Source organism: Klebsiella sp. G-Nf4, assembly GCF_002810615.1.
Lineage (GTDB): Bacteria > Pseudomonadota > Gammaproteobacteria > Enterobacterales > Enterobacteriaceae > Klebsiella > Klebsiella variicola.
Window position 1 is genome coordinate 15,757 of sequence record NZ_PION01000019.1, and the last position, 25,816, is coordinate 41,572.

24 protein-coding genes are annotated in these 25,816 nt (G+C 55.3%); 20 read left to right on the forward strand and 4 right to left on the reverse strand.

Features of this window, described 5'->3' with window-relative positions; translation table 11 throughout:
- Positions 1-54 precede the first annotated feature (54 nt).
- The 8 genes from csrD (at position 55) to tldD (ending at position 12,324) form a co-directional block, all read left to right on the forward strand.
- A complete protein-coding gene (gene csrD / locus CWM57_RS26145) occupies positions 55-1,995 on the forward strand; it encodes an RNase E specificity factor CsrD (RefSeq protein ID WP_061153158.1) in 1,941 nt (646 codons plus the stop codon).
- A 305-nt stretch (positions 1,996-2,300) separates the two neighbouring features.
- Positions 2,301-3,344, forward strand: a complete 1,044-nt coding sequence (gene mreB, locus CWM57_RS26155) for a rod shape-determining protein MreB (protein WP_002918653.1) — start codon at positions 2,301-2,303, stop codon at positions 3,342-3,344.
- 69 nt (positions 3,345-3,413) lie between these two features.
- On the forward strand, positions 3,414-4,406 hold the full coding sequence (gene mreC, locus CWM57_RS26160) for a rod shape-determining protein MreC (RefSeq protein WP_008806690.1): 993 nt from the start codon (positions 3,414-3,416) through the stop codon (positions 4,404-4,406).
- Positions 4,406-4,894, forward strand: a complete 489-nt coding sequence (gene mreD / locus CWM57_RS26165; RefSeq protein WP_008806689.1) for a rod shape-determining protein MreD — start codon at positions 4,406-4,408, stop codon at positions 4,892-4,894. The genes mreC and mreD overlap by 1 nt, the downstream gene beginning before the upstream one ends.
- Before the next feature lie 7 nt (positions 4,895-4,901).
- A complete protein-coding gene (locus CWM57_RS26170) occupies positions 4,902-5,483 on the forward strand; it encodes a Maf family protein (protein ID WP_071839031.1) in 582 nt (193 codons plus the stop codon).
- 2 nt (positions 5,484-5,485) lie between these two features.
- A complete protein-coding gene (rng, locus tag CWM57_RS26175) occupies positions 5,486-6,955 on the forward strand; it encodes a ribonuclease G (protein WP_008806687.1) in 1,470 nt (489 codons plus the stop codon).
- A gap of 37 nt (positions 6,956-6,992) precedes the next feature.
- Positions 6,993-10,790: an AsmA2 domain-containing protein YhdP gene (gene yhdP / locus CWM57_RS26180; RefSeq protein WP_074387430.1), complete on the forward strand. Its 3,798-nt coding sequence runs from the start codon at positions 6,993-6,995 to the stop codon at positions 10,788-10,790.
- A gap of 88 nt (positions 10,791-10,878) precedes the next feature.
- Entirely contained in the window at positions 10,879-12,324 is a 1,446-nt protein-coding gene (tldD, locus tag CWM57_RS26185; RefSeq protein WP_008806685.1) for a metalloprotease TldD, read from the forward strand.
- 35 nt (positions 12,325-12,359) lie between these two features.
- Here tldD and aaeR read toward each other — a convergent pair whose 3' ends face one another.
- On the reverse strand, positions 12,360-13,289 hold the full coding sequence (aaeR, locus tag CWM57_RS26190; RefSeq protein ID WP_074387431.1) for an HTH-type transcriptional activator AaeR: 930 nt from the start codon (positions 13,287-13,289) through the stop codon (positions 12,360-12,362).
- Positions 13,290-13,420: 131 nt separating this feature from the next.
- Between aaeR and aaeX the strand changes: the two genes are divergently transcribed.
- From aaeX to CWM57_RS26215, 5 genes are all read left to right on the forward strand, one after another.
- Positions 13,421-13,624 (forward strand): p-hydroxybenzoic acid efflux pump operon protein AaeX, encoded by a 204-nt coding sequence (gene aaeX, locus CWM57_RS26195; RefSeq protein ID WP_002918640.1) that lies wholly within the window; start codon positions 13,421-13,423, stop codon positions 13,622-13,624.
- Between the two features lie 7 nt (positions 13,625-13,631).
- Positions 13,632-14,564: a p-hydroxybenzoic acid efflux pump subunit AaeA gene (gene aaeA, locus CWM57_RS26200; RefSeq protein ID WP_008806683.1), complete on the forward strand. Its 933-nt coding sequence runs from the start codon at positions 13,632-13,634 to the stop codon at positions 14,562-14,564.
- A gap of 5 nt (positions 14,565-14,569) precedes the next feature.
- Positions 14,570-16,537 carry a p-hydroxybenzoic acid efflux pump subunit AaeB gene (gene aaeB, locus CWM57_RS26205; protein ID WP_061153163.1) on the forward strand — a complete coding sequence of 656 codons (1,968 nt, stop codon included), beginning with the start codon at positions 14,570-14,572 and terminating at the stop codon, positions 16,535-16,537.
- Positions 16,538-16,616: 79 nt separating this feature from the next.
- Positions 16,617-16,892: a barstar family protein gene (locus CWM57_RS26210; RefSeq protein WP_061153164.1), complete on the forward strand. Its 276-nt coding sequence runs from the start codon at positions 16,617-16,619 to the stop codon at positions 16,890-16,892.
- A gap of 256 nt (positions 16,893-17,148) precedes the next feature.
- Positions 17,149-18,171 carry an alpha/beta hydrolase gene (locus CWM57_RS26215; protein ID WP_100676581.1) on the forward strand — a complete coding sequence of 341 codons (1,023 nt, stop codon included), beginning with the start codon at positions 17,149-17,151 and terminating at the stop codon, positions 18,169-18,171.
- Positions 18,172-18,282: 111 nt separating this feature from the next.
- Here the strand turns inward: CWM57_RS26215 and yhcN-B are convergent, their stop codons facing one another.
- From yhcN-B to argR, 3 genes are all read right to left on the reverse strand, one after another.
- Positions 18,283-18,549 carry a DUF1471 family stress response protein YhcN-B gene (yhcN-B, locus tag CWM57_RS26220; protein ID WP_061153165.1) on the reverse strand — a complete coding sequence of 89 codons (267 nt, stop codon included), beginning with the start codon at positions 18,547-18,549 and terminating at the stop codon, positions 18,283-18,285.
- 98 nt (positions 18,550-18,647) lie between these two features.
- The gene (yhcN, locus tag CWM57_RS26225) at positions 18,648-18,911 is read right to left on the reverse strand and encodes a peroxide/acid stress response protein YhcN (protein ID WP_061153166.1); all 264 of its coding nucleotides are present in this window, start codon (positions 18,909-18,911) and stop codon (positions 18,648-18,650) included.
- A 371-nt stretch (positions 18,912-19,282) separates the two neighbouring features.
- Positions 19,283-19,753 (reverse strand): transcriptional regulator ArgR, encoded by a 471-nt coding sequence (argR, locus tag CWM57_RS26230; protein WP_002918625.1) that lies wholly within the window; start codon positions 19,751-19,753, stop codon positions 19,283-19,285.
- Between the two features lie 414 nt (positions 19,754-20,167).
- Between argR and mdh the strand changes: the two genes are divergently transcribed.
- The 7 genes from mdh to CWM57_RS26265 form a co-directional block, all read left to right on the forward strand.
- A complete protein-coding gene (gene mdh / locus CWM57_RS26235) occupies positions 20,168-21,106 on the forward strand; it encodes a malate dehydrogenase (protein ID WP_061153167.1) in 939 nt (312 codons plus the stop codon).
- Positions 21,107-21,237: 131 nt separating this feature from the next.
- Positions 21,238-21,867, forward strand: coding sequence for a GntR family transcriptional regulator (locus CWM57_RS26240; protein WP_100632210.1), 630 nt, complete (start codon positions 21,238-21,240; stop codon positions 21,865-21,867).
- Positions 21,854-22,519, forward strand: a complete 666-nt coding sequence (locus tag CWM57_RS26245; protein WP_100632211.1) for a GntR family transcriptional regulator — start codon at positions 21,854-21,856, stop codon at positions 22,517-22,519. The genes CWM57_RS26240 and CWM57_RS26245 overlap by 14 nt, the downstream gene beginning before the upstream one ends.
- Before the next feature lie 211 nt (positions 22,520-22,730).
- On the forward strand, positions 22,731-23,999 hold the full coding sequence (locus CWM57_RS26250) for an SLC13 family permease (protein WP_012967161.1): 1,269 nt from the start codon (positions 22,731-22,733) through the stop codon (positions 23,997-23,999).
- Between the two features lie 32 nt (positions 24,000-24,031).
- A complete protein-coding gene (gene ttdA, locus CWM57_RS26255) occupies positions 24,032-24,931 on the forward strand; it encodes a L(+)-tartrate dehydratase subunit alpha (RefSeq protein ID WP_012540456.1) in 900 nt (299 codons plus the stop codon).
- Positions 24,931-25,548, forward strand: a complete 618-nt coding sequence (ttdB, locus tag CWM57_RS26260; RefSeq protein ID WP_074387435.1) for a L(+)-tartrate dehydratase subunit beta — start codon at positions 24,931-24,933, stop codon at positions 25,546-25,548. Before ttdA ends, ttdB begins: the two co-directional genes overlap by 1 nt.
- A 141-nt stretch (positions 25,549-25,689) precedes the next feature.
- A partial coding sequence (locus tag CWM57_RS26265; protein ID WP_206052725.1) for an OadG family transporter subunit occupies positions 25,690-25,816 on the forward strand: 127 nt, incomplete at its 3' end.

Here is a 25,816-nt window from a genome sequence, read left to right on the forward strand (position 1 = left end):
ACGGGAGCCTGATGGTTCATCGGGCAGTCATTCACTCGCGGAGTTAACACAGGGATGCGATTAACGACGAAGTTCTCAGCCTTTATCACGCTGCTAACTAGCCTGACCATCTTTGTCACGCTGATTGGCGCTTCGCTGAGTTTTTATAATGGCATTGAGAACAAGGTCGAAAACCGGGTTCAGGCGGTGGCGACCATGCTGGACAACCGGCTCATCACCACCTCTTTTGATAAGCTTGAGCCGCAGCTGGATGAGCTGATGACGCCGATCGAGATCGTGCATATCGATTTCATGCTTAACGGCAAACCACTCTACAGCCACTCCCGAACCGACAGTTATCGCCCGTTGGGCAGCCATGAGCAATTCCGTGAGATCACGGTCCCGTCACTGAAACACCCTGGTATCACTCTGCATCTGGTCTACATCGACCCGATGGTGAACTATTTCCGCTCGCTGTCGATCACGGCCCCGCTGTCGATCTCCATCGGCTTCATGGTGGTGATTATTTTCTTCGCCGTCCGCTGGATCCGCCGCCAGCTGGCTGGTCAGGAGCTGCTTGAGCTTCGTTCCACGCGTATCCTGAGCGGCGAGCGCGGGCCCCAGGTGCGCGGGTCGGTCTATGAATGGCCGGCCAGCACCAGCAGCGCGCTGGATATGCTGCTGTCGGAGCTGCAGTTTGCCAGCGATCAGCGCAGCCGTATGGATACGCTGATTCGCTCCTATGCGGCACAGGATTCTAAAACGGGTCTGAATAATCGCCTGTTCTTTGATAATCAGCTGGCCACGCTGCTGGAAGACCAGGAGAAAGTGGGCGCCTACGGCATCGTCATGATGATCCGTCTGCCGGAGTTCGATCTGCTGCGGGACAACTGGGGACGAGCGGCGGCTGAAGAGCATTACTTCACGCTTATCAACCTGCTCTCTACCTTTATTATGCGTTATCCCGGCGCGCTACTGGCGCGTTATCACCGTAGTGACTTCGCCGTACTGCTGCCGCACCGCACGTTAAAAGAGGCGGATAGTATCGCCGGGCTGTTGCTGAAGGCCATGGACGCGCTGCCGCCAACGCGCATTCTCGATCGTGACGATATGATGCACATCGGGATCTGTGCTTTCCGCAGCGGGCAATCGACAGCGCAGGTGATGGAACATGCGGAAGCGGCAACGCGCAACGCGGTGCTGCAGGGCAGCAACAGTTGGTCGGTTTATGATGACACCCTTCCGGAGAAAGGCCGCGGCAACGTGCGCTGGCGGACGCTGATCGAACAGATGCTGAGCCGCGGGGGACCGCGGTTGTACCAAAAACCTGCCGTTACCCGAGATGGGCGGGTGCATCACCGTGAACTGATGTCCCGGATGTACGACGGTAAAGAAGAGGTGATTGCGGCCGAGTATATGCCGATGGTGCTGCAGTTTGGTCTGGCGGAGGAGTATGACCGCCTGCAGGTAACGCGCCTGCTGCCATTTTTAGGCTTCTGGCCTGAAGAAAACCTGGCGTTACAACTGTCGGTGGAGTCGCTGATCCGTCCTCGTTTCCAGCGCTGGCTGCGCGATGCCCTGATGCAGTGTGAAAAATCGCAGCGTCAGCGGATTATTTTTGAACTTGCAGAGGCAGATGTTTGTCAATATATCGGCCGTCTACAGCCGGTTATGCGGTTAGTTAACGCCCTGGGTGTTCGGGTGGCGGTCGTTCAGGCGGGGTTAACCCTGGTGGGAACCAGCTGGATCAAGCAGTTGGATGCGGAGTTGATCAAACTGCATCCTGGGCTGGCGCGCAACATTGAAAAGCGCAGCGAGAACCAGCTACTGGTGCAAAGTCTGGTGGAAGCCTGCAAAGGCATGCCTATGCAAGTTTTTGCGACTGGCGTACGTAGCCGCAGCGAGTGGTTGGTGCTGTCTCAATGCGGTGTCACAGGCGGTCAGGGGGAATTTTTTGCGGCCTCACAGCTACTTGACACAAATGTGAAAAAATATTCGCAAAGATACTCGGTTTGATCTGCCGTTTAGCGTGATTTCACGTAGAATAACGCGCGCCATCGTGAAGGGGGTGTGCTTGTCTACCCGCCGGATCATCGCAATGTAAATGCCAGTGACCCTCCTTTGACAGGTTACAAATTCAGGCGTGGAGCGCTGCTGAAGATTTCAGCAATGAACGGAGTCGGAAAAATTTGTAACAAAGGAAATGAACTGCACTAATTTTCACCGCAGCAGGTGATTTTTGCGCCTTGTCGCTGCTGCGTGTGGTTGGTAAAGTAAGCGGATTTTGTTTTCCGCCCCAGCTTTCAGGATTATCCCTTAGTATGTTAAAAAAATTTCGTGGCATGTTTTCCAATGACCTGTCCATTGACCTGGGTACCGCGAATACCCTTATTTACGTAAAAGGACAAGGCATCGTATTGAATGAGCCTTCCGTGGTGGCCATTCGTCAGGATCGTGCCGGATCGCCGAAAAGCGTCGCCGCCGTAGGTCATGAAGCGAAGCAGATGCTCGGCCGTACCCCGGGTAATATTGCGGCGATTCGCCCGATGAAGGACGGCGTCATCGCTGACTTCTTCGTGACGGAAAAGATGCTGCAGCACTTTATCAAACAAGTGCACAGCAACAGCTTTATGCGCCCGAGCCCGCGCGTGCTGGTGTGCGTACCGGTTGGTGCCACTCAGGTTGAGCGTCGTGCGATCCGTGAATCCGCGCAGGGCGCTGGCGCTCGTGAAGTCTTCCTGATCGAAGAGCCGATGGCGGCAGCGATCGGCGCAGGCTTACCGGTTTCTGAAGCGACCGGTTCTATGGTTGTCGATATCGGCGGCGGTACTACTGAAGTCGCGGTTATCTCCCTGAACGGCGTGGTTTACTCTTCTTCCGTGCGTATCGGCGGCGACCGTTTCGACGAAGCCGTGATTAATTATGTGCGTCGTAACTACGGTTCCCTGATCGGTGAAGCGACCGCTGAGCGTATCAAACACGAAATCGGTTCGGCTTATCCGGGCGATGAAGTGCGTGAAATCGAAGTTCGCGGCCGTAACCTGGCGGAAGGCGTTCCACGCGGCTTCACCCTGAACTCAAACGAAATTCTTGAAGCGCTGCAGGAGCCACTGACCGGCATCGTGAGTGCGGTCATGGTTGCCCTTGAGCAGTGCCCGCCGGAACTGGCTTCTGATATCTCCGAACGCGGGATGGTTCTCACCGGCGGTGGTGCGCTGCTGCGTAACCTGGACCGTCTGTTAATGGAAGAAACCGGTATTCCAGTCGTGGTTGCTGAAGATCCGCTGACCTGCGTAGCGCGTGGCGGCGGCAAGGCGCTGGAAATGATCGACATGCACGGCGGCGACCTGTTTAGCGAAGAGTAGTCAGCCTGAAGGTCTGGGGTGGCTTAACGGCTGCCCCTGTCTTTACTGACACGAGAATACGCATAGCCTATGAAGCCAATTTTTAGCCGTGGCCCCTCGCTACAGATTCGCCTTATTCTGGCGGTGCTGGTGGCGCTTGGCGTAATTATCGCCGACAGCCGCCTGGGTACGTTCAGTCAAATCAGAACGTACATGGATACAGCCGTCAGCCCTTTCTACTTTGTCTCTAATGGTCCCCGGGAACTGCTCGACAGCGTATCGCAAACGCTGGCGACCCGCGATCAGCTCGAACTGGAAAATCGCGCGCTGCGTCAGGAGCTGTTGCTGAAAAACAGCGATCTGCTGATGCTGGGCCAGTACAAGCAGGAGAACGCGCGTCTGCGGGAACTGCTTGGCTCGCCGCTGCGCCAGGACGAACAAAAAATGGTGACGCAGGTCATCTCAACGGTTAACGATCCCTACAGCGATCAGGTCGTTATCGATAAGGGCAGCGTGAACGGCGTTTACGAAGGCCAGCCGGTTATCAGCGATAAAGGCGTGGTGGGGCAGGTGGTAGCGGTGGCGAAAATGACCAGCCGGGTGCTGCTGATCTGTGATGCCACCCATGCGCTGCCGATCCAGGTCCTGCGTAACGACATTCGCGTGATTGCCGCCGGTAACGGCTGTACCGACGATCTCCAGCTTGAACATCTGCCGGCGAATACCGATATTCGCGTCGGTGATGTGCTGGTGACCTCTGGTCTCGGCGGCCGCTTCCCGGAAGGGTATCCGGTTGGCGTGGTCTCCTCAGTGAAGCTGGACACTCAGCGTGCCTACACCGTGATTCAGGCACGTCCGACGGCCGGTCTGCAACGCTTGCGTTATCTGTTGTTGCTGTGGGGCGCCGATCGCAATGGCGCCAACCCGATGACCCCGGAAGAGGTCCATCGTGTGGCTAACGAACGCCTGATGCAGATGATGCCGCAGGTGCTGCCTGCGCCGGATGCGATGGGGCCGCAGATGCCAGCGCCAGCCACCGGGCTGACGCCATCGCAGCCGTCTCTGCCTGCAGGGGGGCAATAGTGGCAAGTTACCGTAGCCAGGGACGCTGGGTTATCTGGCTCTCGTTTCTTATCGCGCTATTGCTGCAAATTATGCCCTGGCCGGCGGACATCAGCGTTTTCCGGCCCAACTGGGTATTATTGATCCTGCTGTACTGGATCCTCGCCCTGCCGCATCGGGTGAACGTAGGGACGGGCTTCGTGATGGGGGCTATTCTTGATCTCATTAGCGGCTCGACGCTGGGCGTTCGCGCGCTGTCCTTAAGCATCATCGCCTATCTGGTCGCGCTGAAGTATCAGCTGTTCCGTAACCTGGCGCTGTGGCAACAGGCGCTGGTGGTGATGCTGTTATCCCTGGCCGTGGATATCATTGTTTTCTGGGCAGAGTTTTTAGTGATCAACGTCTCTTTCCGTCCAGAAGTATTCTGGAGTAGTGTAGTAAATGGTGTCCTCTGGCCATGGCTCTTCCTGCTGATGCGCAAAGTGCGTCAGCAATTTGCAGTGCAATAAGGTTGATATGACAACTCTGTATCTTGCTTCTGGTTCCCCGCGTCGGCAGGAACTGCTGACTCAGCTTGGTCTCACTTTCGAACGTCTGGTTCCTGGTATCGAGGAACAGCGCCAGCCGCAGGAGAGCGCCGAGCATTATGTTGTCCGCCTGGCGCGCGAAAAAGCGCAGGCCGGAGTGGCGATGGCATCGCGCGATTTACCGGTGCTGGGAGCGGATACGATTGTCATTCTTAACGGCGAAGTGCTGGAAAAACCGCGCGACGCTGAACACGCTGCCGCGATGCTGCGTCTGCTTTCCGGCCAAACGCATCAGGTAATGACGGCGGTGGCGCTGGCAGACACGCAGCAGACGCTGGACTGCCTGGTGGTCACTGAAGTGACTTTCCGGCTGCTCAGCGAGCAGGATATCGCCGATTATGTGGCCAGCGGCGAGCCTTTAGATAAAGCAGGTGCATACGGTATTCAAGGGTTGGGTGGTTGCTTCGTCAGGAAGATTAATGGCAGCTATCACGCCGTAGTCGGCTTACCGCTGGTGGAAACGTATGAGTTGCTCAGTAACTTTAACTCACTGCGTAAAGAAAAGGGATAAAGATGACGGCTGAATTATTAGTTAACGTAACGCCATCCGAAACGCGCGTCGCGTATATCGATGGCGGTATTCTGCAGGAAATCCATATTGAGCGTGAAGCGCGACGCGGAATAGTAGGCAATATCTACAAAGGTCGTGTTAGCCGAGTGCTGCCGGGAATGCAGGCGGCTTTTGTAGATATTGGTCTCGATAAGGCGGCGTTCCTCCACGCCTCCGATATCATGCCGCATACCGAATGTGTCGCCGGTGAGGAGCAAAAGCAGTTTACCGTACGCGATATTTCGGAGCTGGTGCGCCAGGGCCAGGACCTGATGGTCCAGGTGGTCAAAGATCCGCTGGGCACCAAAGGCGCGCGTCTGACCACGGATATCACCCTGCCTTCCCGTTATCTGGTGTTTATGCCAGGCGCCTCCCATGTGGGAGTATCCCAACGCATTGAAAGCGAAGCCGAGCGTGAGCGGTTGAAAAAGGTTGTCGCAGACTACTGCGACGAGCAGGGCGGATTTATCATTCGCACCGCTGCGGAAGGGGTTCACGAGCAGGAAATGGCCGCCGATGCCGCCTATCTGAAGCGCGTCTGGACTAAGGTGATGGAGCGCAAAAAGCGCAACCAGACCCGTTATCAGCTGTACGGTGAGCTGGCCCTGGCTCAGCGCGTGCTGCGTGATTTTGCCGATGCGCATCTCGACCGTATTCGCGTCGACTCTCGCCTGACCTACGAGGCGTTGCTTGAGTTCACCGCTGAATATATCCCGGAAATGACCAGCAAGCTGGAACACTACAGCGGCCGCCAGCCAATTTTCGATCTCTTTGACGTGGAGAACGAAATTCAGCGCGCGCTGGAGCGTAAGGTTGAGCTGAAGTCCGGGGGCTACCTGATCATCGATCAGACCGAGGCGATGACTACCATTGATATCAATACCGGGGCGTTTGTCGGGCACCGGAATCTTGACGATACTATCTTCAATACCAATATCGAAGCTACCCAGGCGATAGCCCGCCAGCTACGTTTGCGTAACCTCGGCGGCATTATCATCATTGATTTCATTGACATGAACAATGAAGACCATCGTCGACGGGTACTGCACTCCTTAGAGCAGGCGCTGAGTAAAGATCGGGTGAAAACCAGCATCAATGGCTTCTCGCAGCTGGGACTGGTGGAGATGACCCGCAAGCGCACGCGTGAAAGCGTGGAGCATGTGCTGTGCAACGAGTGCCCGACCTGCCACGGACGCGGAACGGTAAAGTCGGTTGAAACGGTATGCTATGAGATTATGCGTGAGATCGTCCGCGTACATCATGCTTATGATTCCGATCGCTTCCTGGTCTATGCTTCCCCTGCGGTGGCGGAAACCCTGAAAGGGGAAGAGTCGCACGCGCTGGCGGAAGTGGAAATCTTTGTCGGTAAGCAGGTCAAGGTACAAATTGAGCCGCTCTATAATCAAGAGCAGTTCGATGTGGTTATGATGTAAGACACCGCGTCATTGTGCGGCTGACAAGGAGAGAGGCGTGAGGCGACTGCCCGGGATTTTATTGCTCACCGTGGCAACATTGATTGTTATCGTCGCGCTGCTGGTGAGTGGCTTGCGTCTCGTGTTGCCGCAGCTCGACGCCTGGCGTCCGCAGCTGCTGGAGAAGATCTCCGCGCTTACCGGCACGCCGGTGGATGCCTCGCAGATCACGGCCAGCTGGCAAAATTTTGGTCCGACGTTAGATGTTCGTGATATTCAGGTCGGTCTGAAAGACGGCGGCAAAATGGCGGTGAAGCGCGTGACCCTGGCGCTGGACGTCTGGCAGAGTTTGCTGCATATGCGCTGGCAGTTCCGCGATCTTACCTTCTGGCAGCTGCAGGTTCATACCAACACCCCTATTCAGACCAATGACGGCGGCGAAAGCCTGAAAACCGACCGCATCAGCGATCTCTTTTTACGTCAGTTCGACCACTTTACCCTGCGCGACAGCCATCTGAGCTTCCTGACCATTTCCGGTCAGCGGGCGGAGCTGGCAGTCCCGCAGCTGACCTGGCTTAACGGCAGGAACCGTCACCGCGCCGAGGGGCAGCTTAGCCTCTCCAGTCTCACCGGCCAGCATGGCGTGATGCAGGTGCGGATGGATCTCCGCGATGAGGATGGCCTGCTGAATAAAGGGCGAGTCTGGCTACAGGCTGACGATATTGACGTCAAACCGTGGCTCGGCCGCTGGATGCAGGACAATATCGCTCTGAAGAGCGCCCGCTTCAGCCTTGAAGGTTGGATGACCATTGAAAAAGGCGATGTGGCCAGCGGTGACGTATGGCTGAAAAAAGGGGGCGCCAGCTGGCAGGGGGATGACGAGGTGCATCACCTGTCAGTGGATAACCTGACGGCGCATCTCTCCCATGACAAGCAGAGCTGGGGCTTCTACATTCCCGATACGCGGATCGCTATCGACGATAAACCCTGGCCAAGCGGCGCGCTGGCGATGGCCTGGATCCCGGCGCAGGACGTCGGTGGCGACGACCATCAGCGTAGCGATGAATTACGCATTCGTGCCAGCAACTTAACCCTCAGCGGCCTCAGCGGATTACAGCCTTTCGCCGATAAGCTGGCGCCTTCCCTGGGCGAGCTCTGGCGCACCACGCAGCCCAGCGGCAAAATCAACCTGCTGGCGCTCGATATTCCCCTGCAGGCGACGGAGAAAACGCGCTTTCAGGCGCAGTGGAGCGATCTGGCATGGAAGCAGTGGAAACTCCTGCCGGGAGCGGAACACTTTTCCGGCAGTCTGAATGGCAGCGTTGAGCACGGGGAACTGCGCGCCCGCATGACGCAGGCGCTGATGCCTTATACCGGTGTTTTCCGCGCCCCGCTGGAGATCGCCGCTGGCGAAGCCACCCTCAGCTGGGTGAAAAACGACAAAGGGTTTATGCTTGATGGCCGCGATATTGACGTGCAGGCGACGGGTGTCCGCGCCCGCGGCGGCTTCCGCTATCTGCAACCGCAGGGAGATGATCCCTGGCTGGGCATTCTGGCGGGCATCAGCACCAATGACGGCGGCCAGGCATGGCGCTACTTCCCGGAAAACCTGATGGGCAAGGCGCTGGTGGACTATCTCAGCGGCGCGATTAAAGCCGGACAGGCTCGCGATGCGACGCTGGTGTATGGCGGCAATCCGCATCTTTTCCCTTACCCGCACAATGAAGGGCAGTTCCAGGTTTATGTCCCGCTGAAGAATGCCACTTTTGCCTTCCAGCCGGACTGGCCGGCGCTGACCGGGCTGAACATCGATCTCAACTTTATTAATAACGGGCTGTGGATGCGGGCGGATAAAGCGATGCTCGGCAATGTCACCGCCAGCAATCTCGATGCCGCGATCCCGGACTATGCCGCTGAAAAGCTGCTGATTGATGCCGATATCAAAGGTCCGGGCAAAGAAGTGGGACCTTATTTCAACACCACGCCGCTGAAAGAGACCCTGGGAGCGGCGCTGGATTCCCTGCAGCTGGACGGGGATGTGAGCGCTCGCTTACATCTTAACATCCCTTTAGATGGCGAAATGACCACCGCGAAAGGCGATGTGCGTCTGCAGAATAACAGTCTGTTTATCAAGCCGTTAGACACCACTCTGCAAAACCTGAGCGGGAATTTCAGCTTCGTGAATGGCGATCTCAATAGCGAAACGTTGAGCGCGACCTGGTTTCATCAGCCGCTGAATCTCAATTTTTCCACCCGGGAGGGCGAAAAAGCGTTTCTGGTGGACGTCGGGATGAACGCCAACTGGCAGCCATCGCATACCGGGTTGCTGCCAAAAGCCGTCAACGAGTCGCTGAGCGGCAGCGTGCCGTGGGAGGGCAAGGTCGCTATCGAACTGCCGTACCATGGTAACGCCAGCTATAAGGTTGATATCAACGGCGACCTCAAGAATGTGAGCAGTCACTTACCTTCGCCGGTCAATAAGCCCGCTGGAGAGCCGATGCCGGTCAAAATTAACGTCGCCGGCGGTTTGAGCAGCTTCGACCTGACCGGCTCCGTCGGCGCGAAGAATCATATCAACAGCCGCTGGTTGCTGAACCATAAGCTGACGTTGGATCGGGCAATCCTTACTTCGGACAGCAAGGGGCTCTCTCCGCTGCCTGACCAGCCTGGGGTTGAACTCAATTTGCCACCGATGGATGGCGCTCAATGGCTGGCGCTCTTTCAAAACGGGGCGGCGAATGAAGTCAGCAGCACCATACTCTTTCCCCAGCGCATTGTGCTGCGTACGCCGTCGCTGGCGCTTGCCGGTCAACAGTGGAACAACGTCAGTCTGATGTCGCAGCCGGTCGCCGGCGGCTCGCAGGTCGAGGCGCAGGGGCGTGAAATCAACGCTACCCTGACGATGCGCGACAATGCGCCCTGGCTGGCGAATGTGCGTTATCTCTATTTCAACCCGACCAGCGCCAATGGCCAGACCGGTGAGAAGAACGCTGCCCCGCAGGCAGAGACGCGGCTGGATTTCCACGGCTGGCCCGATCTGCAGCTGCGCTGTGCGGAATGCTGGCTGTGGGGGCAAAAATATGGCCGTATCGACGGCGATGTGGCGATTAAGGGCGATACCTTAACGCTCTCCAATGGTCTGGTGGATACCGGGTTTGGCCGACTGACGACCGATGGCGTCTGGGTCAGCGCGCCGACCGGTGTACGTACGTCGCTGAAAGGCAAACTGCATGGCAATAAGACGGATGAGTTTGCCAGTTTCTTCGGCGTTTCCACGCCGGTGAAGGATTCGCCGTTTGACATCGACTATGATCTCCACTGGCGCGCGCCGCCCTGGTCACCCGATGTCGCATCGCTCAATGGGATCATTAAAAGCCACCTCGGCAAAGGACAGTTTACCGACCTGAGTACCGGACACGCTGGCCAGCTGCTGCGTTTGCTGAGCGTCGACGCCCTGCTGCGTAAGCTGCGTTTCGACTTTAGCGATACCTTTAGCGAGGGCTTTTACTTTGACTCGATTAACAGTACGGCGTGGATCAAGGATGGCGTGCTGCATACCGACGATACGCTGGTGGATGGCCTGGAAGCGGATATTGCCATGAAAGGTTCGGTCGATTTGGTGCGTCGCCAGCTGGATCTGCAGGCGGTGGTGGCGCCGGAGATCTCTGCGACCGTCGGCGTGGCGGCGGCTTTTGCCGTCAACCCTATCGTCGGCGCGGCGGTGTTTGCCGCCAGCAAGGTGCTGGGCCCGCTGTGGAACAAAGTCTCGATTCTGCGCTATCGCATTACCGGCCCAATTGACCAGCCGCAGATCAATGAAGTGCTGCGCCAGGCGCGCAGCAACAAAAAGCAATGATTTGACGATTGCCGGGAATTGCCGCAATCTCAATAGATCGCCTTCTGTATTTCCGCCTGTCAGGCGGCAACAAACGAGTAGCATAACGATGAGTCTGAACCTGGTAAGTGAACAATTACTGTCGGCAAATGGCCTGAATCATCAGGATCTGTTTGCCATTCTTGGTCAACTGACCGAGCGCCGCCTCGATTACGGCGATCTCTATTTTCAGTCGAGCTATCACGAATCCTGGGTTCTGGAAGACAGCATCATTAAAGATGGGTCGTACAACATTGACCAGGGCGTAGGCGTGCGCGCCGTCAGCGGCGAAAAAACGGGCTTTGCCTACGCGGACCAGATTAGCAAGCTGGCGCTGGAGCAGAGCGCCCAGGCGGCGCGGACGATTGTGCGTGATACCGGTAATGGCAAAGTGCAGACCCTGGGAGCCGTTGAGTACAGCCCTTTGTACACCAGCATCGACCCGCTGCAGAGCATGAGTCGGGAAGAGAAGCTGGATATTCTGCGCCGGGTGGACAAAGTCGCCCGGGCGGCGGACAAGCGCGTGCAGGAAGTTTCGGCCAGCCTGAGCGGCGTTTATGAACTGATTCTGGTGGCAGCTACCGACGGCACCCTCGCCGCGGACGTTCGCCCGCTGGTGCGCCTTTCGGTCAGCGTGCTGGTGGAAGAGGATGGCAAGCGTGAGCGCGGCAGCAGCGGCGGCGGTGGACGCTTTGGCTATGACTATTTCCTCGCCTCCCAGGAGGGCGACGTGCGGGCTGATGCCTGGGCGAAAGAAGCCGTGCGCATGGCGCTGGTGAACCTTTCGGCAGTCGCCGCCCCGGCGGGGATGCTGCCGGTGGTGCTCGGCGCCGGCTGGCCTGGCGTCCTGCTGCACGAAGCGGTCGGCCATGGGCTGGAAGGTGATTTCAACCGTCGCGGCACCTCGGTCTTTAGCGGCCATATGGGGGAATTAGTTGCCTCTGAGCTGTGCACCGTGGTGGATGACGGCACTATCGTCGATCGTCGTGGGTCGGTCGCCATCGATGACGAAGGCACGCCGGGGCAATATAACGTGCTGATCGAAAACGGCATCCTGAAAGGCTATATGCAGGATAAGCTCAATGCGCGTCTGATGGGCGTCGCGCCGACCGGTAACGGCCGTCGCGAGTCGTATGCCCATCTGCCGATGCCGCGTATGACCAACACCTATATGCTGGCGGGCCAGTCGACGCCGCAGGAGATTATCGAGTCGGTCGACTACGGTATCTTCGCGCCTAACTTTGGCGGCGGGCAGGTGGATATCACCTCCGGTAAGTTTGTCTTCTCTACCTCCGAGGCCTATCTGATCGAAAAAGGCAAGGTCACGAAGGCGGTGAAAGGGGCCACGCTGATCGGCTCCGGGATTGAAACCATGCAGCAGATTTCGATGGTAGGGAATGACCTGCGGCTGGATAACGGCGTTGGCGTTTGCGGCAAAGAAGGCCAGAGCGTGCCGGTGGGCGTCGGCCAGCCGACCCTGAAGGTCGATAATCTTACCGTCGGCGGTACTGCCTGATCCTGACCTGGTTCCCGGCGCCGCCGGGAACCGCTTCACCGGGCGATCCCGCGCCCGTGCATGCCCTGATAGATCTTCGCCACGTCGACAAAATATTCCGTCAGATAGTTGATACAGACCTGCACTTTCAGCGGCAGTTTATCCTTTTCCGTATACAGCGCGTAGACCGGCCGCGGATCGGACTGGTAGCTGGGCAGCAGGATCTCAAGCTCGCCGCGGTTGATCTCTTCGATCGCCCACATCAATGGTACATAAGCGATACCCACCCCGGCTGTCAGCCAGCGTATCAGCGTCATGGGATCGTTGGTCACAAAGCGCCCCTGCGGGATCAGGCGGGTTGAGATCCCTTCCGGGGCGATAATTTCAAATTCGTTATCCGGACGTACGCTATATTCCAGCCATGAATGGCTGGCGAAATCGGCCGGTTTCTCCGGATTGCCTGCCTGCGCCAGATAGCTTTTGGCGGCGCATAATACCATCGGCATTGAGCCCAGGCGGCGGGAAAAAAGGCTGGAATCCTGCAGGGCGCCCACACGGATCACCACGTCAAGGCCGTCGGCGATCAGGTCCGGGGCCGGTATGCCGGTGACCAGATTGACGGAGAGTCCGGGGTATTCTTTCAGCATTTCCGCCGTTATGCGCGCCAGAACATTTTGTGCCATAGTTGAAGAGCAACCAATGCGCAGCGTCCCGATGGGGGTGTTATTAAATGCGTATAATTGCTCATGGACATCCTGCGCTTCAAACAGCATCCTACGGCAGCCCTGGTAATAGATTTTACCTGCTTCAGTTAAACCAAGGCTGCGTGTGCTGCGGTTGAGCAGCTTTACCTGCAGCTCATCTTCCAGTTTGGCGACGGTCTGACTGATCGAAGAAACGCTCATCTGAAGCTGGCGGGCCGCCGCGGTGAATGAACCTAATTCGACCACTTTGGCGAAAACGGACATGCGTTTTAATCGTTCCATTATTCACTCTGGCTTAAAAGTGATTTAGATCACACATTGTAGATAATGCGGCAATCGTTACGTTAATATATTGTTAGCTACATAATAAACGCATCTGCTCACTACCTGTACGCTTCTTATTCAAGGTCATCATGAGTCTGTTTCCTGTCATCGTGATTTTCGGCTTATCGTTTCCGCCGATCTTCTTCGAGTTGCTTTTGTCGCTGGCCATCTTTTGGCTGGTGCATCGACTGCTGGTTCCGACCGGCATTTACGATTTTGTCTGGCACCCTGCACTGTTTAATACGGCGCTATATTGCTGCCTTTTTTATTTGATATCGCGCTTGTTCGTTTGAGGTTGATGTGAAAACACTAACAAGAAATATCCTCCGTACCGCTATTACCGTGATACTGGTCATTTTGGCTTTCGTGGCGATTTTCCGCGCCTGGGTCTATTACACCGCTTCGCCGTGGACGCGGGATGCGCGCTTTAGTGCTGACATTGTGGCGATTGCCCCTGACGTCTCCGGGCTGATTTCCCAGGTAAACGTCAAGGATAACCAACTGGTTAAGAAAGACCAGGTATTGTTCGTTATTGACCAACCTCGTTACCAAAAAGCGCTGGCGGAGGCGGAAGCCGATGTCGCTTACTACCAGACCTTAGCGCAGGAGAAGCGCGTTGAAGCGGGTCGGCGTAATAAGCTGGGCATACAGGCGATGTCGCGGGAAGAGATAGACCAGGCTAACAACGTGCTGCAAACCGTTGAGCATCAGTTGGCGAAAGCGGTAGCCAGCCGCGATCTGGCCAGGCTGGACCTCGAGCGCACAGAAATTCGCGCCCCCGCGGATGGCTGGGTGACCAACCTTAACGTCTATACCGGGGAGTTTATTACCCGTGGCTCCACGGCGGTGGCGCTGGTGAAAGAGAATACGTTTTACGTCATGGCCTATCTGGAAGAGACCAAGCTGGAAGGCGTCCGCCCTGGCTACCGTGCGGAGATTACCCCACTTGGCAGCAGCAAAACCATTAAAGGGACAGTGGACAGTATCGCTGCAGGGGTGACCAACGCCAGCAGCAGCAGCGACTCGAAAGGGATGGCCTCGGTCGACTCCAACCTTGAGTGGGTGCGTCTGGCGCAGCGTGTGCCGGTGCGTATTCGCCTCGACCAGCAGCAGGGCAATCTGTGGCCATCGGGCACCACGGCGACGGTGGTGATCACCGGTAAAGAAGACCGCGATACCAGCCGGGCCAACTTCTTCCAGAAACTGGCTATGCGCCTGCGCGAATTCGGTTAATCGCTATGGGGACATATACCATTGCTCCCCGGCATCTCCGCTTTGCCATTAAGCTTGCATGCGCGGTGGTGCTGGCGCTGTTTGTCGGTTTCCATTTTCAGCTCGAAACGCCGCGCTGGGCGGTACTGACGGCAGCGATCGTCGCCGCCGGGCCGGCTTTTGCTGCCGGCGGCGAACCTTACTCTGGCGCGATCCGCTATCGCGGGATGTTGCGCATTGCCGGGACCTTTATTGGCTGTATTGCGGCGCTGGTTATCATCATCCTGATGATCCGCGCGCCTCTGCTGATGATGCTGGTCTGCTGCCTGTGGGCCGGGTTTTGTACCTGGATTTCGTCGCTGGTTAAGGTCGAAAACTCTTATGCCTGGGGGCTGGCCGGGTACACCGCGCTGATTATCATTATTACCATCCATACCAATCCGATGCTGGCGCCGCAGTTTGCGGTCGAACGCTGTAGCGAAATTGTCATCGGTATTGTCAGCGCTATCGTCGCCGACCTGCTGTTCTCTCCACGTTCGATTAAAAAAGAGATCGACCTTGAACTGGATAACCTGCTGATTGCTCAATATAAGCTGATGCAGTTATGCGTCGCCCACGGCGAAAAAGAGGAAGTGGATCAGGCGTGGGGCGCGCTGGTGCGTCGCACTACGGCGCTGGAAGGTATGCGCAGTAATCTGATCATGGAATCCTCACGCTGGGCGAAGGCGAATCAGCGTCTGAAGGCGATCAATACCCTCTCGTTAACGCTTATCACCCAAGCGTGCGAAACCTACCTGATTCAAAACTCGCGCCCGGAAATGGTGACGGATGACTACCGCGAGCTGTTTGCTGAGCCGGTTGAGACAGTGCAGGATGTCCACCAGCAGCTGAAGCGTATGCGCCGTTTCCTGACCTGGAAAGGCGAGCATAATACACCCGTCACCATCTACAGCTGGGTGGGCGCAGCCACGCGTTACTTATTGCTCAAGCGCGGCGTGGTGGGCAACACCAAAATCAGTCGCATTGAAGATGGTGTGCTGCGCGGCGAAGCGGTGGTCAAAGTGGAGTCTGCCGAGCGCCACCATGCGATGGTGAACTTTTGGCGCACCTCTGTCTCCTGTATCCTCGGGACGTTGTTCTGGCTGTGGACGGGCTGGACCTCTGGCAGCGGCGCGATGGTGATGATTGCCGTCGTTACCGCGCTGGCGATGCGCCTGCCTAACCCCCGAATGGTGGCGATGGACTTCCTCTACGGCACCCTGGCGGCGTTACCGCTGGGTACCTTGTACTTCCTGGTGATCATGCCGGCGACGCAGCAGAGTATGCTGCTGCTCTGTATCAGCCTGGCGGCGATGGCGTTCTTTATCGGTATCGAAGTGCAGAAAAGACGTCTCGGATCGCTGGGGGCGCTGGCGAGCACCATCAACATTCTGGTGCTGGATAACCCGATGCAGTTTCAGTTCAGTCAGTTTCTTGACAGTGCGCTGGGGCAGATCGTCGGCTGTTTCCTTGCCCTGATGGTGATTCTGCTCGTCAGAGATAACTCACGGGCCAGAACCGGTCGGGTGCTGTTGAACCAGTTTGTCTCTGCGGCGGTCTCCTCACTGACAACGAACTCGGCGCGTCGCAAAGAGAATCATCTGCCCGCGCTCTATCAGCAGTTGTTTTTATTGCTCAACAAGTTCCCCGGCGATGTCGCCCGCTTCCGTCTGGCGTTGACGTTGATTATTGCCCATCAGCGCCTGCGCGATGCGCCCGTGCCGGTGAACGACGATCTGTCGGCCTTCCATCGACAGCTGCGACGTACCGCAGATCATGTGATCTCCGCCGGGAGTGATGATAAGCGTCGGCGCTACTTTACCCAGCTGCTGGCTGAGCTTGATGTCTATCAGGAGAAGTTGCGGGTCTGGGAAGCTTCACCGCAGGTGACCGAGCCCGTGCGGCGGCTGGTTGAGATGTTGCACAAGTACCAGCATGTTTTGACCAGTAGTTAACCCCTACACCGACGCCCAGGCGTCGGTTTTTTTATCGCTATACTTAACGGCGACAGGAAGAGAAGCGGGAGGGGCTGCCATGACCACCTATACGTTTGATTTTGACGAAATCGCCGAACAACAGGATTTCTACCGGGAGTTTTCTCGAACCTTTGAGCTGGCTCAGGATAAGGTCAACAACCTGGATTCACTGTGGGATGCGGTGACTGGTGGGCTGCTGCCATTGCCGCTGGATATTGAGTTTATTCATTTAAATGACATGCAGCGTCGGCGCTTCGGCGCACTGATTTTATTATTTGATGAAGCAGAGGAAGAGCTGGAGGGGGAGTTGCGCTTTAACGCCCGTCATGGCTAAAACGTTCATCTTTTAAACCGGGAAACACGGCTTTGATGTTCAGGATGACGTCATCGGTATCCTGCCAGCCACTAATGTTGTGCTGTCGTTCGTGACCAGAGTTGAGCGATAAATGGCTGTTTTCATCAAAAAAGTAGATGAATTTAATACAAAAAGTGCATTATTCATGGTGATTTTTCGGGGATACACTGCCTGAAACGCGAACTCATTTTATATTTGACCTGCTTTTGGCAGGTATTATCCAGGGCCAAATACCATGAAAACCCTTCCTTTGTTCTTCACCAGCAGCCTGATGCTGGGCACCATGTCGGTGACAGCCTATTCTGCGGAACTCCCAGGTTATGCTGATGGTGCGCAGGTTATTCACGTGGACCAGACTCGTGGCCGTATCGACACATTCAATGGCGTGGTTTACAGCCAGGTTAAAAACGCGGTCTCTGTGCGTCAGATGCATATGTCTTTGCTGGTGCCGCGCAATCACGATCTAAAGCCCGCCATTGTCTACTTCCCTGGTGGCGGCTTTACCAGCGCGGCATGGGATAAATTTATCGAAATGCGCATGGCGCTGGCGGAAGCCGGATTTGTCGTCGCCGCGGCGGAATACCGCACGGTGCCAGACACGTTTCCGGCGCCGGTTGTCGATGGTAAAGCGGCTATCCGCTACTTGCGCGCCCACGCGGCGGAATATGGCATTGACCCTAAACGTATCGGCGTGCTGGGTGATTCTGCCGGCGGCTATATGGCGCAGATGATGGCGCTGACGCACGGCGAGAAAGTCTGGGAGCAGGGTGATTTTCTCGACCAGCCCTCCGATGTCCAGGCTGCAGTGACGTTGTATGGCATCTCTAATCTATTGAATATTGGTGAAGGCTTTCCACCAGAGGTTCAGCACGTGCACGCCTCGCCGGCCGTGACGGAAGCGCTCCTGGTTCATGGCAGCGCCTTTCGCAACTGGCCAGGCGCCGCTATCGACAGCGACCGGCAAAAAGCGCTCAATGCCAGCCCGATGGGGCATATCTCCCGTAACGAACCGCCAATGCTAATTATGCATGGCAGTGCCGACACCCTGGTTTCACCTGTTCAAAGCGCGCAGTTATATAAGGCATTAAAAGCGGAAGGTAATAAGGCAGACTATGTACTGGTCGAAGGCGCGGAACATGGCGACGATAGCTGGTATCAGAAGCCGGTTATCGATCGCGTGGTCAACTGGTTTAAAGCGACGCTCGGCGCGCCGGTTCACACTGCCAACGGGACGAAAGATAAGGACGCCAATTTGTAAATCGCTGTTCCGCTGTGGAAGCGGAACGCATTGTTCGGACGGGTCTGGCGATGAACCAAAAAAAAGCCCCCGGCAGGCGGGGGCAAGTCGTCGAAATAAGACGACGAGGGTTTATTTGTACAGCTCAGCGGTGGCGTGCCAGCTATCGCCGGTACGTGCTTCAATAATACGGTAGCTGCTGGCGCCTTCTTTCTCGGCTTTAGCGGCCAGTTCATGACGCATGTCCATTGGCGCACTGCCAACCTGGGATACTGAGATGGTGCCCATGGACTGCAGATTTTGTGCTTGCTCAGCGTTGACTTGCTGAACGGCCGCGCTTGCGCCGAAAGAGAGAACGGAAGCCAGGCCAAGGGATGCGATGATCATTGCGCGTTTCATAATCTTTACTCCAGTCTTTGTTTTGCCACGGCGGGGGATGTATGCACCCGGGCCGCGGTAGAGAATCTGTGTCGGGTTAGTCGTAGACGATCTAAAACTTATTTATAAAGCTCTGCGGTGGCGTGCCAGTGGTCGCCAGTGCGGGCTTCGATAATGCGATAAGAAGAAGCCCCTTCTTCCTGCGCTTTCTTGTTCAGCAGTTCATGCATATCCATCGGGGAAGAGGCTACCGCGCCGACGGAAACTGTGCCGATGGCCTCGCGGCCCTGGGCTTGCTCGCTGTTGATAACGTCAGCGGCAAAAGCGCCAAACGACACGAAGGACAGGATGCTGAGTGCTGCTACAGTGGTTTTGATTTTCATGATGTTCACCTCGTCGAATCTTTTTGTTGAGGGTCTTTGTTTCGTGACCCTCATCACAAAACCAAGTATACACTAATCACCAAAAATATTAATACCATGCTAATTGTTTTGCGCGTTAATAGTTACAATGGATTGCGCTTTTTATAACCTATAAGAATTAAAAATGACAACTTATCTGCAATGATAAGATTTATTTCTAATAAAATCATAAAGGTATACGAATTTGATCTTTCGTGCGTTTTAGGCGTTTCCCTTAAGTAAAAGAACGTATAGACGCGTTAAATCACACAAAATGTTAAATAATTGTTGGGTTGAAGGGCGTAAGAGAAAGAAAGGGGAGTCGCCCTCTGACGATTGCCAGAGGGGAATACTCAGAGTTCCTGTTCGAACAGGACCAGGATGGCGTCGTGCAGATCTTTCACCGTAAAGCCGCGCGCAGGGGTGGTGAAGATGGTGTCATCCCCGGCGATGCTGCCGAGAATACCTTCCGCCTTGCCCAGCGAGTCGAGAAGACGGGCAATCAGCTGCGCCGCGCCGGGGCTGGTGTGAATCACCACGACGGCATCGTTATAGTCGATATCCAGCACCAAATTTTTCAGCGGGCTGGAGGTGGTCGGCACGCCAAGCTCAGCAGGCAGGCAATAAACCATTTCCATTTTGGCGTTACGGGTACGAACCGCGCCAAATTTGGTGAGCATGCGGGAAACCTTCGATTGGTTGATATTCTCGAAGCCTTCTTCCTGCAGCGCCTGGACGATCTCTCCCTGCGAGCTGAATTTCTCTTCTTTAAGCAGCGCTTTAAACGCTTTAACCAGTTCTTCTTGTTTTGCCGAACTTCGCATAAGTCACCCAGATTATGGTGGTAAAAACAACATCATTATGCATAATCGTGAATTTTTATGCAAATAATCCGCAGCGGGATAGGTCAATAATGTTATGAAGGGGGCATATTTTAGCAAAAAAACCATATAAGGAACATGTTCACATCACAACGCTTAAAGCCATGTAAAAGTAAATGAAATGTTATTGAGTTGGTGTTGTTTTGCTCAACTGGCTGGGTGTATTGTAACCAACAGTCGATCCGGTACTTCGCTTTGCTGGATGGTCAGTCAGGAAGCATAAAGTGCGCCGCTGTTCTATTGCTACGCACAATAATGCATTCTTCAGCCATAATCATTGTAATTGTTCATCTTGTGAATTAAGGTCCAGGCGACGGAATAACGAAAGACTAAATTAACCATAATAAGGAGTTTAGGATGAAAGTTGCAGTCCTTGGCGCCGCCGGTGGTATCGGCCAGGCGCTTGCCCTACTACTTAAGACCCAACTGCCTTCAGGTTCAGAGCTCTCGTTGTACGACATCGCTCCGGTTACGCCGGGCGTGGCGGTAGATCTAAGTCATATCCCCACAGATGTAAAAATTAAAGGATTTTCCGGTGAAGATGCTACCCCGGCGCTGGAAGGCGCTGATGTGGTGCTGATCTCCGCGGGCGTAGCGCGTAAGCCCGGCATGGATCGTTCCGACCTGTTTAATGTGAATGCCGGCATCGTCAAGAACCTGGTGCAGCAGATTGCCAAAACCTGCCCGCAGGCCTGCATCGGTGTTATCACCAACCCGGTGAACACCACCGTGGCTATCGCCGCCGAAGTGCTGAAAAAAGCCGGCGTGTACGATAAAAACAAGCTGTTCGGCGTCACCACGCTGGACATTATCCGCTCCAATACCTTTGTCGCTGAGCTGAAAGGTAAATCGGCAACTGAGGTGGAAGTTCCGGTCATTGGTGGTCACTCCGGCGTCACCATTCTGCCATTATTGTCGCAGATCCCGGGCGTCAGCTTCAGCGAGCAGGAAGTGGCCGATCTGACTAAACGCATTCAAAACGCCGGTACCGAAGTCGTGGAAGCGAAAGCGGGCGGCGGGTCGGCGACATTGTCGATGGGTCAGGCGGCTGCGCGCTTTGGTCTCTCTCTGGTTCGCGCGATGCAGGGCGAAAAAGGTGTGGTGGAGTGCGCCTACGTGGAAGGCGACGGCCACTATGCGCGTTTCTTCTCCCAGCCACTGCTGCTGGGGAAAAATGGCGTGGAAGAGCGTCAGTCTATCGGCAAACTCAGCGCCTTTGAGCAGCAGGCGCTGGAAGGTATGCTGGATACCCTGAAGAAAGATATCGCGCTCGGCGAAGACTTCGTCAACAAGTAACCTCGCACGTGCAAAAAAGCCGGAACCGTTGTTCCGGCTTTTTATTGCCTCACTTTTCGCCCCAATGCGCCAGCGGTCGGGCAAATCTGCTAAAATCCCCCGCGTTTTAAGCCACTAGCCATGAGGACAGCGTGAAAAAGATCGAAAGAAAACAGACCCGGGACCAAATCGCGCAGATGATTCGTTATCAGATCCTCTCCGGCGCTATGAAACCCGGTGAGGAACTGACCCAGGAGAACATCGCGGAACAGTTGGGACTTTCACGTATGCCGGTTAGGGAAGCGCTACAGTCCCTTGAACAGGAAGGATTTCTGGTGCGCTTGCCTAACCGACATATGCAGGTCTCCACGCTGGCCGTCGAGGATGTGAGCCATATTTTTCGCGTTATCGCGGTGATGGCTGCGGAACTGTTTGCCCTCGTGCCGGCAAATCAGGGGGAATTACTTCGCGCACGCGCGCAGGCGCTGGCGCGTGCTGGCGATAACGCTGGTGAACTGGCGTTTCATCAGTTGCTGATTTCCTATCTTGATAACCGCTATCTGGCAAAGGCGTATCAGCAATTTTTGGATGGTTATATTTCCTATGTCATTCTGTACCTGAAAGAGGATGGCCAGGAGTCGGCGCTGATCCTGAGCGAACTGGCGAGCGCTATTGGCCGTGGTGAAGGCGAAAAAATTGCTCAGGCAACACAGCGTTATTTCCTTATGCTTGCGGAGATAATGCGTCAACATATGAAGGATTGGGAAAGTGCAGAAGCCTAAATTAGGGAAAATTAAGCTTCTTTCTGCGAAGGAGCAGGTTGCGGCGGTTTTGCGTAAAGCGATCCTTTCGCGGGATTTAGTGGAAGGGCAGGAAATTACCCTTGAAGGGATTGCCAGAATGGTTGGCGTCTCCAGCATGCCGGTACGTGAAGCGTTTCAAATTTTAGCCGCCGATGGCCTGATTCAAGTGCGGCCGAATAAAGGTGCGGTGGTGCTGGGGATTAATGAGCAGACTATCCGTGAGCATTACGAAATTCGCGCCGTACTGGAAAGTGAAGCGGTGGCGAAAGCTTCTCGTCCAGGGACAGATATTTCACGCATCGCTCAGGTTCATTATGCCGCAGAGAAGGCGTTGGCAGACAATAATTCTGCTGAATATTCCGACCTGAATCAGGCCTTCCACATGGAGATCTGGAACGCGGCGGGAAATGAAAAAATGAAGATGCTGCTCTGCAACATGTGGAACGGACTGTCGATGGGGCACAAGGTGACTGAAGAAGAGTACGCCGTCATTTCCATCCGTGAACATAAAGCGATCTTACAAGCGCTTGAGCAGCATAACGAAGCGCTGGCCCGCCAGCGAATGCATGAACATATTATCCGCTCAATGGAGAATATGCTCACCCGATACCTGCCCGATCCTGATCCCTGACCGGATCGATCGCCAGCGAATGGCTGGCGTTTATTATATTTATCAACGTTATTAATTCCTTCACGTGACGATCTGCGCAGGATCTTGATGCAGATCTCATTGCGCGATCATTCCACAAAAACGCATTGACTTACTTTTTACATGGGCATAATTTCTCCCTCGTCAATATTGGATACAATATCATATATCATTGATAGGAAAAATTATAAGTATGGAACCGATTACCATCACCCTATGTTTGCTGGTGTTCGCTATCGTCATGTTCGTGTGGGAGAAGGTGCCGCTGGCAGTGACTTCCATGGTGGTTTGCGTGGCGTTAGTGGTTACTGGCGTATTGGATCTGAAGCAGGCCTTTGCCGGTTTTATCGACAGCAATGTCATTCTTTTCGTCGCCATGTTTATCGTTGGCGGGGCGTTATTTGAGACCGGGATGGCCAATAAAGTCGGTGGGGTGATCACTCACTTCGCCAAAACGGAGAAACAGCTGATCTTCACCATTATGGTAGTCGTCGGCGTAATGTCAGGTTTTCTCTCCAATACCGGTACGGCAGCCGTATTAATCCCGGTCGTCATTGGCGTGGCCGCCAAATCGGGATTTTCCCGCTCGCGTCTGCTGATGCCGCTGGTGTTTGCTGCCGCGCTGGGCGGCAACCTGTCGCTGATTGGCGCCCCGGGCAACCTGATCGCGCAATCGGCCTTGCAGAACATCGGCAGCGGCTTCGGTTTCTTTGAGTATGCGAAAGTGGGTCTACCGATGCTGGTCTGCGGCATCCTCTATTTCCTGACCATCGGCTATAAGTTTTTGCCTAATAATCCAAACAGCGGGGAAGTGGGCAGCGTCGGTGAACAGCGGGATTACAGCCACGTTCCACGCTGGAAGCAGATCCTGTCCCTGGTGGTGTTGATCGCCACGATCCTCGGCATGATTTTCGAAAAACAGACCGGCATTAGCCTGGCGGTGGCCGGCTGTATCGGTGCCCTGGTGCTGGTGGTTACCGGGGTGCTGACGGAAAAGCAAGCTTACAAGGCCATTGATTCACAGACTATTTTTATCTTCGGCGGCACCCTGGCGCTGGCAAAGGCGCTGGAAATGACCGGGGCGGGCAAGCTGGTGGCTGACCAGGTTATTGGCCTGCTGGGCAACAACTCCTCACCGTTTATGCTGCTGGTGGTGGTCTTTGCCCTCTCCGTGGTGATGACCAACTTTATGTCCAATACCGCCACCGTCGCGCTGTTGGTGCCGGTGAGCCTGTCGATTGCCGCCGGTATGGGCGCCGATCCGCGTGCGGTGCTGATGGCGACCGTTATTGGCAGCTCCTGCGCCTATGCGACGCCGATCGGTATGCCCGCCAATATGATGGTGCTGTCGGCCGGGGGCTATAAGTTCGTCGATTACGCCAAATCCGGCATCCCTCTGATTATCGTTTCCACCATTGTCAGCCTGATCCTGCTGCCAATCCTTTTCCCTTTTCATCCGTAATTTACGGACGCTGTTCTGACTAAGGAGCCTTTATGAGCAAGAGTGAACAGATATCCCGCATGACCGACATCATGGCCAGATTTGTGGGATATACCGGCAAAGTATTGCCTGATGACGTCACAGCAAAACTAAAAGAGTTGCATAAGAAAGAGACCAGCCAATTGGCGGACGTCATCTTTACCACCATGATTGAAAACCAGCGTCTGGCGAAAGAGCTGGATCGTCCCTCCTGCCAGGATACCGGCGTGATCCAGTTTCTGGTGGAGTGCGGCGCCAACTTCCCGCTGATCGGCGAACTGGAAGCACTGCTGCGCGAATCGGTGATCAAAGCCACCGTCGACTCCCCGCTGCGCCATAACAGCGTCGAGACCTTTGATGAATACAACACCGGTAAAAACGTCGGCAAAGGGACGCCCACCGTTTTCTGGGAGATCGTCCCGGATTCCGACCAGTGCAGCATCTACACCTATATGGCGGGCGGCGGCTGCTCGCTGCCGGGTAAAGCGATGGTGCTGATGCCGGGCGCTGGTTACGAAGGCGTAACCCGTTTCGTGCTGGATGTGATGACCAGCTATGGCCTGAACGCCTGTCCGCCATTGCTGGTTGGCGTTGGGGTGGCAACATCAGTGGAAACCGCGGCGCTGCTGTCGAAGAAAGCGCTGATGCGCCCGATTGGCTCGCACAATGATAACGAACGCGCGGCATCGCTGGAAAAAATGCTCGAAGACGGCATCAACAAAATCGGCCTTGGCCCGCAGGGGATGTCCGGCAATACCTCCGTGATGGGCGTCAATATCGAAAATACCGCACGCCATCCTTCCACCATTGGCGTGGCGGTCAACGTCGGCTGCTGGTCGCACCGCAAAGGACATATCGTTTTCGATAAAGACCTGAACTACACCATTACGTCTCACACAGGAGTGGCTTTCTGATGACTAAAAAAATACTCACTACGCCCATTAAAGATGAAGATTTAGCTGATATTAAAGCGGGCGATATTATTTATCTCAATGGCCATATTGTGACCTGTCGCGATGTTGCCCATCGCCGTTTAATTGAGGGCGGTCGTGAATTACCGGTCAACGTTGCTGGCGGCGCGATATTACACGCCGGGCCAATTGTGCGGCCGATTAAAGGTTCGGAAGATAAATTTGAAATGGTCTCCGTTGGGCCGACGACCAGTATGCGCATGGAGAAGTTTGAAAAAGAGTTTATTGCCAGAACTGGCGTGAAATTAATTGTCGGCAAAGGCGGTATGGGTAAGGGGACCGAAGAGGGCTGCGCCGAGCATAAAGCCTTGCACTGCGTGTTTCCGGCCGGCTGCGCGGTTGTCGCCGCGGTCTGCGTCGAAGAAATCGAAGATGCGCAGTGGCGTGATTTAGGGATGCCGGAAACTTTATGGGTCTGTCGGGTGAAAGAGTTCGGGCCGTTAATTGTCTCAATCGATACCCACGGCAATAACCTGTTTGAGCAGAATAAAGTGATCTTTAATCAGCGCAAAGACATTGTCGCCGATGAAATCTGCAAACATGTGAGCTTCATTAAATAACCCCGATTGAATATATAGCGCAGTAATGGCAGCGGTAGCTGACCGTTAAACAGAGGCTTCTGACCAGGCGGTCCGGGGAAATCCACTCGGCTAACGCGGTCTGCCGTTAGCCATTATTGCGCCCCTCCCAAAGGCTATTTTATGACTGACAATGCCGTCCTCCTGGGCGAAGGCTTCACCCTGATGTTTCTCGGCATGGGCTTTGTGCTGGTGTTCCTGCTGCTGCTCATCTTTGCCATTCAGGGAATGTCCCTCGCCGTGAACCGTC

Excerpts from the sequence above, each read along its gene's own strand:
- aaeR (WP_074387431.1), bottom strand. The coding sequence starts at position 13,289 with ATGGAACGATTAAAACGCATGTCCGTTTTCGCCAAAGTGGTCGAATTA.
- argR (WP_002918625.1), bottom strand. The coding sequence starts at position 19,753 with ATGCGAAGTTCGGCAAAACAAGAAGAACTGGTTAAAGCGTTTAAAGCG.
- CWM57_RS26250 (WP_012967161.1), top strand. The coding sequence starts at position 22,731 with ATGGAACCGATTACCATCACCCTATGTTTGCTGGTGTTCGCTATCGTC.
- csrD (WP_061153158.1), top strand. The coding sequence starts at position 55 with ATGCGATTAACGACGAAGTTCTCAGCCTTTATCACGCTGCTAACTAGC.
- aaeB (WP_061153163.1), top strand. The coding sequence starts at position 14,570 with ATGGGGACATATACCATTGCTCCCCGGCATCTCCGCTTTGCCATTAAG.
- yhcN (WP_061153166.1), bottom strand. The coding sequence starts at position 18,911 with ATGAAAATCAAAACCACTGTAGCAGCACTCAGCATCCTGTCCTTCGTG.
- ttdA (WP_012540456.1), top strand. The coding sequence starts at position 24,032 with ATGAGCAAGAGTGAACAGATATCCCGCATGACCGACATCATGGCCAGA.
- ttdB (WP_074387435.1), top strand. The coding sequence starts at position 24,931 with ATGACTAAAAAAATACTCACTACGCCCATTAAAGATGAAGATTTAGCT.
- mreB (WP_002918653.1), top strand. The coding sequence starts at position 2,301 with ATGTTAAAAAAATTTCGTGGCATGTTTTCCAATGACCTGTCCATTGAC.
- mdh (WP_061153167.1), top strand. The coding sequence starts at position 20,168 with ATGAAAGTTGCAGTCCTTGGCGCCGCCGGTGGTATCGGCCAGGCGCTT.
- aaeX (WP_002918640.1), top strand. The coding sequence starts at position 13,421 with ATGAGTCTGTTTCCTGTCATCGTGATTTTCGGCTTATCGTTTCCGCCG.
- rng (WP_008806687.1), top strand. The coding sequence starts at position 5,486 with ATGACGGCTGAATTATTAGTTAACGTAACGCCATCCGAAACGCGCGTC.
- yhcN-B (WP_061153165.1), bottom strand. The coding sequence starts at position 18,549 with ATGAAACGCGCAATGATCATCGCATCCCTTGGCCTGGCTTCCGTTCTC.
- CWM57_RS26210 (WP_061153164.1), top strand. The coding sequence starts at position 16,617 with ATGACCACCTATACGTTTGATTTTGACGAAATCGCCGAACAACAGGAT.
- CWM57_RS26170 (WP_071839031.1), top strand. The coding sequence starts at position 4,902 with ATGACAACTCTGTATCTTGCTTCTGGTTCCCCGCGTCGGCAGGAACTG.
- CWM57_RS26215 (WP_100676581.1), top strand. The coding sequence starts at position 17,149 with ATGAAAACCCTTCCTTTGTTCTTCACCAGCAGCCTGATGCTGGGCACC.
- mreC (WP_008806690.1), top strand. The coding sequence starts at position 3,414 with ATGAAGCCAATTTTTAGCCGTGGCCCCTCGCTACAGATTCGCCTTATT.
- tldD (WP_008806685.1), top strand. The coding sequence starts at position 10,879 with ATGAGTCTGAACCTGGTAAGTGAACAATTACTGTCGGCAAATGGCCTG.